Source organism: Nonomuraea sp. NPDC050783, assembly GCF_040802095.1.
In the GTDB taxonomy this organism is placed as follows: domain Bacteria; phylum Actinomycetota; class Actinomycetes; order Streptosporangiales; family Streptosporangiaceae; genus Nonomuraea.
Map to the genome: position 1 here is coordinate 262,437 of NZ_JBFAHK010000005.1, position 12,910 is coordinate 275,346.

A 12,910-nucleotide genomic window follows, 5' to 3' on the forward strand; every position below is an offset into this window, starting at 1 on the left:
GTTTCGCTTTGTCCGCCGCCGTACGCTAAGCGCTCACCGGCGGGCGGAAAATACGTATGTGCATCGGTAGGTCATACCGATAATTCCGTTTTCGCTGCTCATCGGGCATGAGGGACAATCGGGACGTGCAGTTCGGCATCCTGGGGCCGGTCCTGGCCCGCACGCCCGACGGCCGGCAGCTCCCGCTCGGCGGCCCCCGCCCGCGTGCCCTGCTCGCCCTGCTGCTGCTGGACGCCGGCCGCACGGTGAGCGTCGACCGCCTCATCGACGGCCAGTACGGCGACCACCCGCCCGCCGGGGCCGCCAACGCCGTCCAGGCCCAGATCTCCCGCCTGCGGCGGGCCCTGCCCGGCGGCCTGATCGCCTTCCACGGGACGGGCTACCGGCTGGCCGTGGAGCGCGAGGACGTGGACGCCCACCGCTTCGAACGCCTCGCCCGCGAGGGCCGCAGGCTGCTCGCGAACGGGCTCTTCGCGGGCGCGGCCACGGTGCTCGGGGACGCGCTGGAGCTGTGGCGGGGGCCGGCGCTCGCGGACGTCTCCGACGCGCCGTTCGCGGCGGCCCAGGCGCGGCGGCTGGAGGAGCTGCGCCTGTCGGCCCAGGAGGACCTGCTGGCCGCCGAGCTGGAGCTGCCCGAGGCCAGCCCGGTGGCGGCGCTGCGGGAGCTGGTGGCCGCGCACCCGCTGCGCGAGCGGGCGCGCGGGCTGCTCATGCGCGCCCTGCACGCCGCCGGGCGGCAGGCCGAGGCGCTGGCCGTCTACGAGGAGACGCGGCGGCTGCTCGCCGACGAGTTGGGCGCCGACCCGTCGGCCGAGCTGGCGGCCCTGCACCTGGAGATCCTGCGCGGCACGGCGCCGCCCGCGCCCGCGGCGGCCCGCAGCGTACCGCCGGCGCAGCTCACCAGCTTCGTGGGGCGGGAGGAGGAGCTGGCCCGCCTCCGGTCGCTGGCCGGGGCCCGCCTGGTGACGATCGTCGGCCCGGGCGGCACCGGCAAGACCCGCCTCGCCATCGAGGCCACGACCCGCGCGGAGCCGTCACGCGAGGTGTGCTTCGTGGACCTCACACTGGTGGACGCCACCACCCCGGAACCCCCCGCCGACGGAACGGACGCGGCGGGTGGAGCCGGTGGAACCAGCGGGGCGGGTAGAGCCGGTGGAACGGGCGCGGCGGGTGGAACCGGTGGAACCAGCGGGGCGGGTAGAGCCGATGGAACCGGCGCGGCCGGTGGGCAGGTGGCGGTGGCGGTGCTGGGGGCGCTCGGGCTGCGGGAGCCGGTCCTGCGCGCTCCCGGCGGGTCCGGCGCTCCCGCGGGGTCCGGAGGGCCCGGGAGGCCCGGGAGGCCCGGGGGGGCCGGGGGCGCGGCGGGGGCGGTGGGCATGGCCGTGGAGCGGGTGGTGGCCGCGTTGGACGAGCGGGAGCTGACCCTCGTCCTCGACAACTGCGAGCACGTCGTCGCCGAGGCCGCCGCCCTCGCCCGCCGCCTGCTCACCGCCTGTCCCCGCCTGACCGTCCTGGCCACCAGCAGGGAGCCGCTGGGCATCACCGGCGAGCACCTCGTCCCCCTCGCCCCGCTGCCCGCCCCACCCCTCGACCCCGGCGCCGGCACCGGGGTCGGCACCGGGGTCGGCGACCTCGCCGCCTACCCCGCCGTCCGGCTGTTCGCCGACCGGGCGGCGGCGGTGCGCCAGGGCTTCGCGCTCGGCCCCGGCAACCTCGGCGCGGTGGCGCGGATCTGCGCCGCGCTCGACGGCCTGCCGCTGGCCATCGAGCTGGCGGCGGCCCGGGTGCGGACGTTCGGCGTCGCGGAGATCGCCGCCCGCCTGGCCGAGCACGGCCGCTTCACGCTGCTCTCGCGCGGCGACCGCACCGCCGCCGCCCGCCACCGGACGCTGCGCGGGGTGGTCGAGTGGAGCTGGGGCCTGCTGGAGCCGGAGGAGCAGGAGCTGGCCAGGCGGTTGTCGGTGTTCGCGGGCGGGGCGCGGCTGGAGGCGATCGAGGCCGTCTGCGGCACCGGCGCGGCGGACACGACGGACGCGGCAGACGCGGCAGACGCGGCAGACGCGGCAGACGCGGCAGACGCGGCAGACGCGGCAGACGCGGCAGACGCGGCAGACGCGGCGGACGCGGCGGACGCGGCGGACGCGGCGGACGCGGCGGACGCGGCGGACGCGGCGGACGCGGACGTCCTGGTCGGCCCGTTGACGGGCCTGGTGGACAAGTCCCTGGTGGAGACCGACGGCGAGCGCTACCACATGCTCGACACGATCCGCCTGTTCTGCGCGGAACGACTGGCCGAGGCGGGCGAGGAGGAGCGGCTGCGCCGGGCCCACGCCGCCTGGTTCCTGGAGCTGGCCCGGCGGGCCGACGACCACCTGTACCGGGCCGAGCAGCTCGAATGGCTGGCCCGGCTGTCGGCGGACGACGCCAACCTGCGGGCCGCGCTGCGCTGGAGCGTCGAGCACGACAGGCCGGTCGCGCTGCGGCTGGTCGCGGCGCTGGCCATGTACTGGTGGCTGAGCGGGCGGCGCGCCCAGGTCGTCGCGCCCGCCGCCCGCCTCCTGGCCGCGGTCGGCACCGAGCCGCCCGCCGGGCTGGGCGAGGAGTACGTGCTCACTGTGCTGCACGCCGTACCCGAGACGGGCTCGCCGCACTGGGAGCGGGCGCGCGCGATCCTCGCCTCGCTGGACCGGCCGATGCGCCACCGGTTCGGCCTCGCGCTGTGGGGCATGGTCGCCGGGCCGCCGGAGGAGGGCGAGGACGCCGGGCTCCTGCTGCCCGCCGACCCGTGGAGCCGGGCGCTGAACCGGCTGGGCCAGGCGCTGCTCGCCCTGCTGCGCGGCCGGGTCGGGCCCGCCGAGCGCGAGCTGGAGAGGGCGCTGGCGGACTTCGACGCGGTGGGCGAGCGCTGGGGGAAGGCGCAGGCGCTCGACTGGCTGGCGCTGATCACGAGCTGGCGCGGCGACCCGGCGCGGGCGATGCGGCTCTGGCGGGACACGATCGGGCTGCTGGAGGAGCTGGACGCGACGGAGGAGCTGGTGGACGTCCTCGACCACCGGGCCGAGGCCCGCTGGCGGGCCGGCGACCTGGAGGGCGCGCGCGCCGACTGCGACCGGGCGGCCGAGCTGGCCAGGCGAACCGGCCGGCCGGCCCTGACGGCCAGGATCCACCTGCGCCTGGCCGAGATCGCCCGCCGCCGTCACGCCCTCCTCCAGAACCCCCCGTCCCCCCATCCCGGCTCGCCCGACGAGCGGGGTCACGTGGCGCTCTCCTTCCCGCCCCCGTCCCCCCATCCCGGCTCGCCCGACGAGCGGGGTCACGTGGCGCTCTCCTTCCCGCCCCCGTCCCCCCATCCCGGCTCGCCCGACGAGCGGGGTCACGTGGCGCTCTCCTTCCCGCCCCCGTCCCCCCATGCCGGCTCGCCTGGGGATACGGGTGGTGGCTTCCTGGAGGAGGCCGCCGAGCGGCTGGCCGTCGCGTTGAGGATCGCCTCGGAGGCCGGGGCGTTCACCGCCGCCGGTGTCAGGTCGCGGGTGCTGACGGCCCTCGGCCGGCTCGCCGAGGCGGAGGGGGACGCGGCCGGGGCGGTGCGCAGGCACCGCGAGGCGCTGGCCGCCGTCCTGGCGTCCCCGCTGGCCGACGACCTCGCCACCGCCGCCGAGGGCCTGGCCGGCGCCACCCTCCTGCCCGCTGCCGGGAACACCGCCGGGGACACCCCCAGGAACACCCCCAGGAACACCCCCGGGGACACCGCCGGGGACACCGCCGGGAACCCCTCCTGGGACGCCGGGCGGGCGGCGATGTTGCTCGGGGTCGGGGTGGCGCTGCGGGGCATCGCCGTCGCGGGCGACCCGGACGTGGCCGCCACCGCCGCCCGCGCCACCGCCGTCCTCGGCGCGGACGGCTTCGCCGCCGCGTACGCCAAGGGCGCGGCCATGAACCGGACCGAGGCCCTGCACCTGCTGGCGAACGCCCGCTGAACCCCCGGCCCGAGGAGCGCTGACGGAGGCGCCGGCGGCTGTCAGCCGGTGATCGGCGGGCTGTCAGCGCCGGCCGCGAGGCTCGGCGCATGAAGAACGCGAGCATCCTCATCTCCGGCGCGAGCATCGCCGGCCCCGCCCTCGCCCACTGGCTGATCCGCCACGGCCACGCGGTCACCGTCGTCGAGAAGGCCCCGGCCCTGCGCCCCGGCGGCCAGGCCGTGGACTTCAAGGGCGCGACCCACCGGACGGTCCTGTCCCGCATGGGAATCCTGGACGACGTCCGCGCGCTCCAGACCGGCGGCACCGACCAGCGCATCGTCGACGCCGCCGGACGCACGCTGGCGGTCCTGCCCGGCGAGTTCACCGGCGGCGAGCTGGAGATCAGGCGCGGCGACCTGGCCCGCCTGCTGTACGAGCGCACCGCGCCGGCCTGCGCGTACGTCTTCGGCGACTCGATCACCTCGCTCACCGAGACCCAGGACGGCGTGCACGTGACCTTCGAGCGCGCCGCGCCCCGCACGTTCGACCTGGTGGTGGGCGCGGACGGCATCCACTCCAACGTCCGCCGCCTGGTCTTCGGCCCCGAACGGGACCACGTGCGCTTCCTCGGCCACTACTACGCCCTCGTCGATCTCGACCGGGATTTCGGCTCGCCGAAGATGTACAACGAGCCCGGCCGGATGGTGGCCGTGGGCGGGCCGAAGGCGCCGGCGTTCTTCGTCTTCGCCTCCGGGCAGCTCGACTACGACCGCTACGACGCCGCCCAGCAGAAGGACGTCCTGGCCCGCGTCTACGCGGGGATGGGCTGGCGGGTGCCCGAGGTGATGGAGGCGGTGGAGCGGTCGTCCGGCGTGTACCTGGACTCGCTCAGCCAGGTCGGCGTGGACGCCTACAGCCGGGGGCGGGTGGTGCTGCTGGGGGACGCGGCGTACGGCAACACGCTGGCGGGCTTCGGTACCGGCCTGGCCGTGGTGGGCGCGTACGTGCTGGCCGGCGAGCTGGCGGCGGCGGGCGGCGATCACCGCAGGGCATTCGCCGCGTACGAGCGCCAGATGCGCCCGTACGCCAGGATCGCCAGGAACGGCAACGCCGGCCCCTTCCTCGCGCCCGGCACCCCGTCGAGGATCCGGATGCGGAACTGGATGTTCAAGTACCGCCTGCTCTTGACTGTGATGCAGAAGATGACCGACAAGTTCGCGACCGGCATCGACCTGAAGACGTACGGAGAAACTTACTGAGCCGGGTCCCCGAAAGCGCCGAACCTTCGCGGCCGGCGCCGCATCCAACCCGGGCATGAACACCTTCCAGCGGCTCCTGGCCCTGTCGGCCGCCGCTTCGCTCGCCGCGACCCTGGTCGCCGCCCCCGCCGGGGCCACCGCGCACCGCCCCTCCTGCCCGAGCCCGTCCAAGGCGGAGGCCAGGCGCTCGTTCGACGCGAGGACCGACCGGCCGCCGAGGGGCGCCACCGCGATCAGGGGCGTCCGGGTGGACCACCTTCCCCGGGGGTTCACCTACGGGCAGGTCGTGGTGAACCGCCACGGCGGCATCACCGAGTACGGCTACCAGTGGTCCGACGACCGTGACGACGTGGACCGCCGGCACCGCTCGTTGTGGGTGCGGGTGGTGTGCTGGCCGCAGGCGCGCCGGTTGGGCCAGCTCAGGAACGCCCCGTTCGATCTCGGCACGTTCTCCGGCGACCCGCGGACCGTCCGGTTCGGCGGCCGGACGGCGCTCGTCCAAGAGGGTGACGGCGCGCTGGGGGCCGGGCTCTACGCCGGATGGGTCGAGCGCAGGGGCGTCGTCGTCACGGTGATGGCCGGCGAGCCGTTCCGCTCCCAGTTGGGTGCGATCATCAAGGGCATCCGGCTCTGAGGCCGCCCGCGCGGCCGGCCGGACCTCGTTCCGCCAGAAAAAGCGGCCCCGGAGGGGAAAGAGAGCCGGATGGCCGATGCGGTGGCGGCCCTCGCCTGTGCATCCTGGTGGGGAAGGGTCCGGCGGGGGCCGGTCCCTCTCGGAGAGGAGTCACGAGGGCATGGACTACGCGGCAGGCCGCCCCACCGTGATCTTGGACAATGGCGTCGTCGGCCAGGTCGTGCTGGCCGATCCGGCACGGCGTGACCTCGTGCTCGTGCTCTGCATGAACGGGATCCTGCTCAGCGTGCAGCTCGACGGCATCGCGTGCGTGGTCGGCGGCGCTCCCCTGTGCCGCGAGCCCTGACCGTCCCCCGCTCCCGCCCCCGTTCCCACCCCCGCCCCCGCCCCCGCACCGGCACCCGTTCCGGGCGGGGCCTCACCGGCCGGTGACGAGCTTGCTGATCGCCTCGACGGCGGCGAAGTCGTTGGTGAGGCGGTTCTTGGTCAGCGCGAACGCGAGGCCGGTCGCGGTGTCGGCCCAGGCCGCGCTGCCGCCCGCGCCCGGCACCCCGAAGACGGTCGGGGTCGCCTCGGGCGTGGAGGTGGGGTCGCCGATGGCGTACCCGAGGCCCCAGGCCGACGGCATGCCGAAGATCTCGTCCATCCCGCTGGAGACGACGGCCGTGGCCTCGCGCAGCCGCCCGGGGCCGATCAGGCGGACGCCGTCCACCTCGCCGAGCAGGGCGGCGTACATGCGGGCGATGGCCCGGGCCGAGGTCTTGCCGCCGGCCGGGATGTCGGCGGACAGGTAGTCGGGCCGGCTGCCGAGGGCGGCGGTCGGCATGAGCGTCATCGGGCCGGCCTTGAACATCGGCAGGTCATCCGGCATCTCGGCGAAGGCCGACATGTCCACGGGCGCGTCCTCCAGCCGGGCCAGCCGGGCGTGCTCCGCCTCCGGCATCCCGAAGTACAGCTCGCCGGCCACGCCGAGCGGGCCGCTGACCTCCTCCAGCAACACCTGCGAGATGGGCTTGCCGGTGACCCGGCGGACGATCTCGCCGACGAGGAAGCCGAAGGTGTAGGCGTGGTAGCCGACCTTGGTGCCCGGCTCCCACCACAGCTCGGCCTCCTCCAGCGCGGCGACCATCGTGCCCCAGTCGCACACGTCCTCCGGCGTGGTGTCGAGCGGCACGCCGGGCACGCCCGCCGTGTGCGACAGGACGTGCCGCACGGTCACGCCCTCCTTGCCGTGCTTGCCGAACTCCGGCCACAACTCCGCCACCGGCGTGTCGTAGCCGAACAGCCCGCGCTCGGCCAGGACGTGCGCGACGGTCGCGGTGGCGCCCTTGCCGATGGAGAAGTTGTAGAAGGGGGTGTCGGAGGTGACGGGCCGCCCGGTCCCGGGGTCGGCCACGCCGGCCACCACGTCCACGATCTGCTCGCCGTCGCGGTAGACCGCCACCTGGAGCCCGCGCTCGTCGCCGGACTCGACGAGCCGGTCGGCCGCTTCCTGCACCCGCTGCTGAAGGTCGCTCATGACGTGCCCGCTCCTTTTCTGGTGATTCCCTGGTCAGCTCTGGAACTAGACGGTACAGTACTCATGCCAGTACGGAACTGTCTAGTACTATTTCTCCAGGAACGCGAGAGAGGGCGGCCATGACGGCGGAAGAGGACGGGCGGGCGGCACGGAAGCGCAGGCAGATCATGGAGGCCGCGCGGCCGGTGTTCCTGCGCAACGGCTACGTGGGCACGAGCATGGACGAGGTGGCGGCGCTCGCGTCGGTGTCCAAGCAGACCGTCTACAAGCACTTCACGGACAAGGAGCAGCTCTTCACCAGCCTCATCCTGGACACCACCGACCAGGTGGAAGGGCTGGCCAGGATGGTGACCACCGCCCTGGACGACAGCACCGACCTGGAGAAGGACCTCGGCGAGCTGGCCCGCAGGTTCCTGGACTCGATCATGCGGCCCGACCTGCTGCGCCTGCGCCGGCTGGTGATCGCCGAGGCCGACCGCTTCCCCGACCTCGGGCGCACCTGGTACCAGCAGGGGTTCGAGCGCTCGCTGGACACCCTGTCCCTGGCGTTCGAGCGGCTGGCCGGACGCGGGCTGCTGCGCCTGGACGACCCGCGGCTGGCCGCCGAGCACTTCGTCGGGCTGCTGCTGTGGATCCCGGTGAACAAGGTCATGTTCTGGGGGGCGGGCGAGCACTACGCGGAGGCGGATCTCGACCGGCTCGCGGCGGCGGGGGTGGAGGCGTTCCTGCGCGCCTACGGCACCACCGGCGACGGCGGCTGAGCGGTCAGGTCAGGCGGTCAGGCCAGGCGGTCAGGTCAGGAAGTCGCGCACCCCGGCGGCCAGCGCGGTGGCCATGCGCTGGCGGAAGGCCGGCCTGGAGAGCTTGGCGGCGTCGCCCGGGTTGCGCATGTTGCCGCACTCGATGAAGACGGCCGGCCGCGTCGACAGGTTGAGGCCGCCCAGGTCGGTGCGGGTCTGCAGGCCGTCCTTGGCGGTGTAGGTCGCGTACGGCAGGCCGGTGCCGGCGCGGTAGGCGTCGCGGACGGCACGGCCCAGCTCGCGGGAGGGCTGGACGACCTCGTCGTTGTGCCCGCGCAGCAGGCCCGGCGTGATCACGTGGAAGCCGTGCCCGCCGGCCGCCGCGCCGTCGCCGTGGATGGACAGGACCGCGTCCGCGCGGGCCTGGTTGCCGATGGCCGCCCGCTCGGTGACGCACGGGCCGACGCCCTTGTCGTCCGGCCGGGTGAGCACGACCCTGGCGCCCATGCGCTCCAGGATCGGCTTGAGCCGGCTCGCGACGTCCCAGGTGAAGGCGTGCTCGGAGTAGCCGTCGGCGGTCTCGGTGCCGGTGGTGTTGCAGGCCTTGCGGCCGTTGATGACGTCCACCTGGCGGTTGATCTCGCGCGGGTGGGAGGCGTTGCCGCCGTTGTGGCCAGGATCGAGGACGACCGTCCTGCCGCGCAGCGGGGAGGCGGCGGTGGAGGACGGGGTGGAGGGCGTGGCGGGTTGCGCCGCCTCGGGCGCCCGGGAGGCCGCCGGGCCTCCGCACGCGCAGGACAGCGCGGCCGAAACCGTGAGGGCCACCAGGTACGCGCGCATGGCCCCGACCGTACCGGGCACCGCGCGGCAAACCCAATACATACGCTGACCTGCTATTTCGTGTCGCCTGGCGGGGTAGGTCGGGCGATGTGATCCGAGGCTATGTGGAGCAGCCGAGCCCGCGCGCGGGCGGGACCCTGACGCTGCGGGCGGCGACGGACGCGCCGCGCTTCCGGGTGGAGTTCCACCGGTGCGGCGACGGGCTGACCGCGTGCGGGACGTCGCCCTGGCTGCCCGGCTCGGACGCGCCGCCGCACCTGCCCGCGCACGACTGGGGCAGGGACGGCACCGGCCCCCGGGGCGAGCCGCTGCGGGCGTGGGCCGGTCACGAGCTGCCCGCCCCGGCCGAGCCGGGCGTGTACGTGGCGGTGCTGGTGGAGGGCGACGGCACCGGGCACGACCGTGCCGGTTCCTGCCGCACCGGCGCGTACGCCCCGGAGGCCCAGGCGCTGTTCGTGGTCCGTCCTGCCGCCCCGTCGGCCCCGATCCTCTACAAGCTGCCGCTGCTCACCTACCACGCCTACAACGTCTCGGGCGGCTGGTGCCTGTACGACCATCCACAGCCTGGGGACGTCCCCGGCGATCCGGCGCCCGGGGTGTCGCTGCACCGGCCGGGCGGCGGCACCGGCGCGATCCCGTACGACGTGGCGAACTTCGACCCGTACGACCCGACGCCGCGCCAGACGTTCGCCCACTGGGACGGCCGCTTCGCGGCGTGGCTGGCCCGGCGCGGCTACCAGGTGGACTACTGCACGGACCTGGACCTGCACCGGGACGGCGACGCGCTGCTGGAGCCGTACCGGCTGCTGGTCAGCGCCGGGCACGACGAGTACTGGAGCGAGGCGATGCGGGCGGCGGTGTCGCGGCACGTGGCGGCCGGGCGCAACGCCGCCTTCTTCGGCGGCAACACCTGCTGGTGGCGGGTGGTCTTCCACGACGAGGTCACCTTCGAGCGCACCGGCTTCTGGCACGAGCACGGGCCGCCGGAGAACGAGCTGATCGGCGTCAGCTTCCGCAACGGCGGCGAGCGCGACCGCGACGACCACCCCCTGCCGGTCGGCTACAGCGTCCAGCACGCCGGCCACTGGGTGTACGAGGGCACGGGGCTGCGCGAGGGCGACCTGTTCGGGCTGGAGGAGTGCCTGGTGGGCTACGAGTGCGACGGGGCCGAGTTCGACCGCGCGGCCCCGCCGCCCCACGTGCCGACGGGCGCGGACGGCACCCCGGACGGGTTCACGATCCTCGCGGTGGGCGACTGCGCGGCGGCCGGGTGGGGGTTCGGCAACCGAGCCGCCACCATGGGGCTCTACCAGGCGGGCGGCACCGTCTTCAACGGCGCCACCACCGACTGGGCGCGCGGCCTGGACGGCTCGGCGGCGGTCGGGCGCATCACGGCGAACGTGCTCGACCGCCTCAGCCGGGCGGAGCCGCCGCTCAGTCCACCTTCCTGATCAGGTACGGCGGCATCACCAGCGCGTGCATGCCGGTCGTGCGCAGCGTGTCGATCGAGTGCTCCGGCGTCTCGGTGAGCGGCTGGCCGGGGCCGTTGAGCGAGGTGTTGATCAGCACGGGCAGGCCGGTGCGCTGGTACCAGCGGGTGAGCAGCGCGTGCAGGAACGGCGTGCGCCGCGGCTCCACGGTCTGCAGCCGCGCGGTGCCGTCCACGTGGGTGACGCCGGGCAGCAGCTCGCGGTACTCGGGGCGGACGTCGGCGGCGTACTGCATGAAGGGGGCGGGCCGGTCCACGTCGAAGATGTGCCCGGCGTGCTCGGCGAGCACGAGCGGGGCCAGCGGGCGGAACCACTCGCGGCCCTTCACCTCGTAGTTGATGTAGTCCTGCATGTCGGGCCTACGCGGGTCGGCGATGATGCTGCGGTTGCCGAGGGCGCGCGGCCCGGACTCGCTGCGGCCCTGGTGCAGGCCCACGACGCGGCCGTCCTCCAGCAGCGCCACCATCGTGCCGATCAGGTCCTCCGGCTGCTCGGCCACCAGGCCGTCGGGCAGGCTGCCGACGGCGGCGGCGATCTCGCTCTCGTCCGGGTCGGGGCCGAGGAAGTCGTCGTTCCAGCGCCAGCGGCCGCGCAGGCCGAGCACGGCCTCCAGCCCGTACAGGGCGCAGCCGATCGCGGTGCCGCCGTCGTGCGGGCTCGGCGGGATGAAGACCTCCCGGAACGGCCCCCGCCTGATGAGCAGGCCATTGGCCGAGCAGTTGAGCGCGGTGCCGCCGGCGAAGGCCAGCCGGTCCAGGCCGGTCCTGGCGTGCAGCCAGCCGGCGAGGGCGGACAGGGCGTTCTCGAAGGCGCGCTGCCCGGCGGCGGCCAGGTTCGCCGCGCGGCGGAACGGCTCGCCGCCCGGCTCGTAGAGGAAACCCTCGCGGCGGGTGAGCAGCTCCGTCCACGCGGGCGGGATCAGCACCTCGTGCTCGCGCACGTCGAGCTCCGGCAGGCCGAGCGCGTACGGGTCGCCGTACGGGGCCAGGCCCATGACCTTGCCCTCGTTGCCCTCGCCCTCCGGCCAGAGCGCCTTGGTGAGCAGGGCGTAGAAGCAGCCGAGCCCGGCGGGGGCCGACCAGTCGCCGTCCCAGAGCTGCTTGGCCAGGCACTCGACGCCGTCGCGGGTGCAGCGGTAGAAGGAACTGACCTCCAGCAGGTCGCCGCCGGCGCCCGGCGGCGGCGTGAACGCCTCGGTGAAGTGCCGGACGGGGCTGCCCTGGTTGTCCACGACCAGGCCGGCCGCCTGCTCGAACGGCGAGGGGTGGAAGGCGCTGTAGAGATGGCTCAGGTGGTGCGAGACCTGGATGATCGGGGCGTCCTCCTTGAGGCTGAGGGTCTCGCGCAGCTCCTCGTGGTACTCCTCCAGGTTCTCGATCTCGGTGTCGGAGGAGTAACCCTCGACCACGAGGTCCACGGGCTCCTTGAGCAGCGGCATCGCGGGCAGGTAGCGGTCGGGCAGGTCGCCGGGCCGGCCCCAGTGGTGCTTGCGGCGGCTGACGCGCTCCTTCTGCAGGCTGTACATGCCCGAGTCGCCGACCGCGACGGCGATGGATCCGTCCTGTGTGCGGTTGATACCGATGACGATGGGAAAATCGGCCATCTCCGGTGCCTCCTGGTTGTGATCACGGCACCCGTACCCGAGCCCAGGACAAGTGGATCTCCCAAGGACGTAAGAGACACGCCAGCGCCGGCGGGGCGGTTCGGGCGCTCGTCCTGCGCGCCGGGCGGCCGTCCGTCTACGCTCGGGGTCGGGACGAGCGCCGAAACGACCACCGCACAGGACCCCCGCCTGATCGGAGGAGAACAGCGCCATGAAAGAGACCTTCACGATGCGCCCGGACGTCCGGCCGGCGTCGGCCGCCGACGTCACCCGGGTCGCCGAGCTGATCGCCACCGCGTTCGCCGGGCTCAAGGTCGTGACCTACCTGGTGCCCGACCGCAGGGAGCGGCACCGCGTCCTCACCGCCGCCTACCACCTCCTGGTCGAGCACGCCCTGGAGCACGGCGAGATCCACCTCGCCGAGGACGGCCGCGCGGTCGCCGTCTGGCTCCCGCACGCCGTGCCGCCGCCCCCGATCCGCGACTACGACCGCCGCCTGGCGGAGGCCACCGGTGAGTGGCTGGAGCGCTTCCAGGCGCTCGACGCGCTCTTCGCGCGGCACCGCCCCGCCGAGCCGCACCACTACCTGGCCTTCCTCGCCGTCCACCCCGACCGGCAGGACCAGGGGCTCGGCTCGGCGCTGCTGCGCCACCAGCACGGGCGGCTGGACGGCGGGGCGGCGTACCTGGAGGCCAGCAGCACCGGCAGCCGCGACCTGTACGCCCGCCACGGCTACCGGGTACGCGAGCCGTTCGCGCTGCCGGACGGCACCATGTACTGGCCGATGTGGCGGCCGGGAGCCGCCTAGCGCCATCCGGAATTCATCCGCCGCCCGGTTCACAAAGGGGCGTCCGTGGACGATCGTG

Annotated in this window: 10 protein-coding genes; 7 read left to right on the forward strand and 3 right to left on the reverse strand. The window is 74.7% G+C overall.

Annotation, left to right across the window (positions count from 1 at the left end; genetic code table 11):
- Nucleotides 1–107: 107 nt before the first annotated feature.
- The 4 genes from AB0H75_RS15820 to AB0H75_RS15835 all read left to right on the forward strand — a co-directional run bounded on the left by AB0H75_RS15820 (nt 108) and on the right by AB0H75_RS15835 (nt 6,198).
- Entirely contained in the window at nt 108–3,977 is a 3,870-nt protein-coding gene (locus AB0H75_RS15820; RefSeq protein ID WP_367796515.1) for a BTAD domain-containing putative transcriptional regulator, read from the forward strand.
- An 89-nt stretch (nt 3,978–4,066) separates the two neighbouring features.
- Nucleotides 4,067–5,218 carry an FAD-dependent monooxygenase gene (locus AB0H75_RS15825; protein WP_367796517.1) on the forward strand — a complete coding sequence of 384 codons (1,152 nt, stop codon included), beginning with the start codon at nt 4,067–4,069 and terminating at the stop codon, nt 5,216–5,218.
- 55 nt (nt 5,219–5,273) lie between these two features.
- Nucleotides 5,274–5,852, forward strand: coding sequence for a hypothetical protein (locus AB0H75_RS15830; RefSeq protein ID WP_367796519.1), 579 nt, complete (start codon nt 5,274–5,276; stop codon nt 5,850–5,852).
- Between the two features lie 160 nt (nt 5,853–6,012).
- The gene (locus AB0H75_RS15835; protein WP_367796521.1) at nt 6,013–6,198 is read left to right on the forward strand and encodes a hypothetical protein; all 186 of its coding nucleotides are present in this window, start codon (nt 6,013–6,015) and stop codon (nt 6,196–6,198) included.
- Nucleotides 6,199–6,270: 72 nt separating this feature from the next.
- Here the strand turns inward: AB0H75_RS15835 and AB0H75_RS15840 are convergent, their stop codons facing one another.
- Complete coding sequence (locus AB0H75_RS15840) at nt 6,271–7,371, reverse strand: serine hydrolase domain-containing protein (protein ID WP_367796523.1); 1,101 nt, start codon at nt 7,369–7,371, stop codon at nt 6,271–6,273.
- Nucleotides 7,372–7,490: 119 nt separating this feature from the next.
- Here AB0H75_RS15840 and AB0H75_RS15845 point away from each other — a divergent pair, with 119 nt between their 5' ends.
- Complete coding sequence (locus AB0H75_RS15845; RefSeq protein ID WP_367796525.1) at nt 7,491–8,132, forward strand: TetR/AcrR family transcriptional regulator; 642 nt, start codon at nt 7,491–7,493, stop codon at nt 8,130–8,132.
- A gap of 30 nt (nt 8,133–8,162) precedes the next feature.
- Here the strand turns inward: AB0H75_RS15845 and AB0H75_RS15850 are convergent, their stop codons facing one another.
- On the reverse strand, nt 8,163–8,951 hold the full coding sequence (locus tag AB0H75_RS15850) for an N-acetylmuramoyl-L-alanine amidase (RefSeq protein WP_367796527.1): 789 nt from the start codon (nt 8,949–8,951) through the stop codon (nt 8,163–8,165).
- An 89-nt stretch (nt 8,952–9,040) separates the two neighbouring features.
- On the opposite strand from AB0H75_RS15850, the gene AB0H75_RS15855 reads away from it, so the two are divergent.
- Nucleotides 9,041–10,402, forward strand: coding sequence for a N,N-dimethylformamidase beta subunit family domain-containing protein (locus AB0H75_RS15855; RefSeq protein ID WP_367796529.1), 1,362 nt, complete (start codon nt 9,041–9,043; stop codon nt 10,400–10,402).
- On the opposite strand, the gene AB0H75_RS15860 is transcribed toward AB0H75_RS15855, so the two are convergent.
- On the reverse strand, nt 10,386–12,044 hold the full coding sequence (locus AB0H75_RS15860; protein ID WP_367796531.1) for a carbamoyltransferase: 1,659 nt from the start codon (nt 12,042–12,044) through the stop codon (nt 10,386–10,388). The genes AB0H75_RS15855 and AB0H75_RS15860 overlap by 17 nt on opposite strands.
- Before the next feature lie 211 nt (nt 12,045–12,255).
- Here AB0H75_RS15860 and AB0H75_RS15865 point away from each other — a divergent pair, with 211 nt between their 5' ends.
- A complete protein-coding gene (locus AB0H75_RS15865) occupies nt 12,256–12,852 on the forward strand; it encodes a GNAT family N-acetyltransferase (protein ID WP_367796533.1) in 597 nt (198 codons plus the stop codon).
- Nucleotides 12,853–12,910 lie beyond the last annotated feature (58 nt).

What these genes read in the sequence shown, in the direction of transcription:
- AB0H75_RS15820 (WP_367796515.1), top strand. Translation starts at nt 108, where the DNA reads ATGAGGGACAATCGGGACGTGCAGTTCGGCATCCTGGGGCCGGTCCTG.
- AB0H75_RS15825 (WP_367796517.1), top strand. Translation starts at nt 4,067, where the DNA reads ATGAAGAACGCGAGCATCCTCATCTCCGGCGCGAGCATCGCCGGCCCC.
- AB0H75_RS15830 (WP_367796519.1), top strand. Translation starts at nt 5,274, where the DNA reads ATGAACACCTTCCAGCGGCTCCTGGCCCTGTCGGCCGCCGCTTCGCTC.
- AB0H75_RS15835 (WP_367796521.1), top strand. Translation starts at nt 6,013, where the DNA reads ATGGACTACGCGGCAGGCCGCCCCACCGTGATCTTGGACAATGGCGTC.
- AB0H75_RS15840 (WP_367796523.1), bottom strand. Translation starts at nt 7,371, where the DNA reads ATGAGCGACCTTCAGCAGCGGGTGCAGGAAGCGGCCGACCGGCTCGTC.
- AB0H75_RS15845 (WP_367796525.1), top strand. Translation starts at nt 7,491, where the DNA reads ATGACGGCGGAAGAGGACGGGCGGGCGGCACGGAAGCGCAGGCAGATC.
- AB0H75_RS15850 (WP_367796527.1), bottom strand. Translation starts at nt 8,951, where the DNA reads ATGCGCGCGTACCTGGTGGCCCTCACGGTTTCGGCCGCGCTGTCCTGC.
- AB0H75_RS15860 (WP_367796531.1), bottom strand. Translation starts at nt 12,044, where the DNA reads ATGGCCGATTTTCCCATCGTCATCGGTATCAACCGCACACAGGACGGA.
- AB0H75_RS15865 (WP_367796533.1), top strand. Translation starts at nt 12,256, where the DNA reads ATGAAAGAGACCTTCACGATGCGCCCGGACGTCCGGCCGGCGTCGGCC.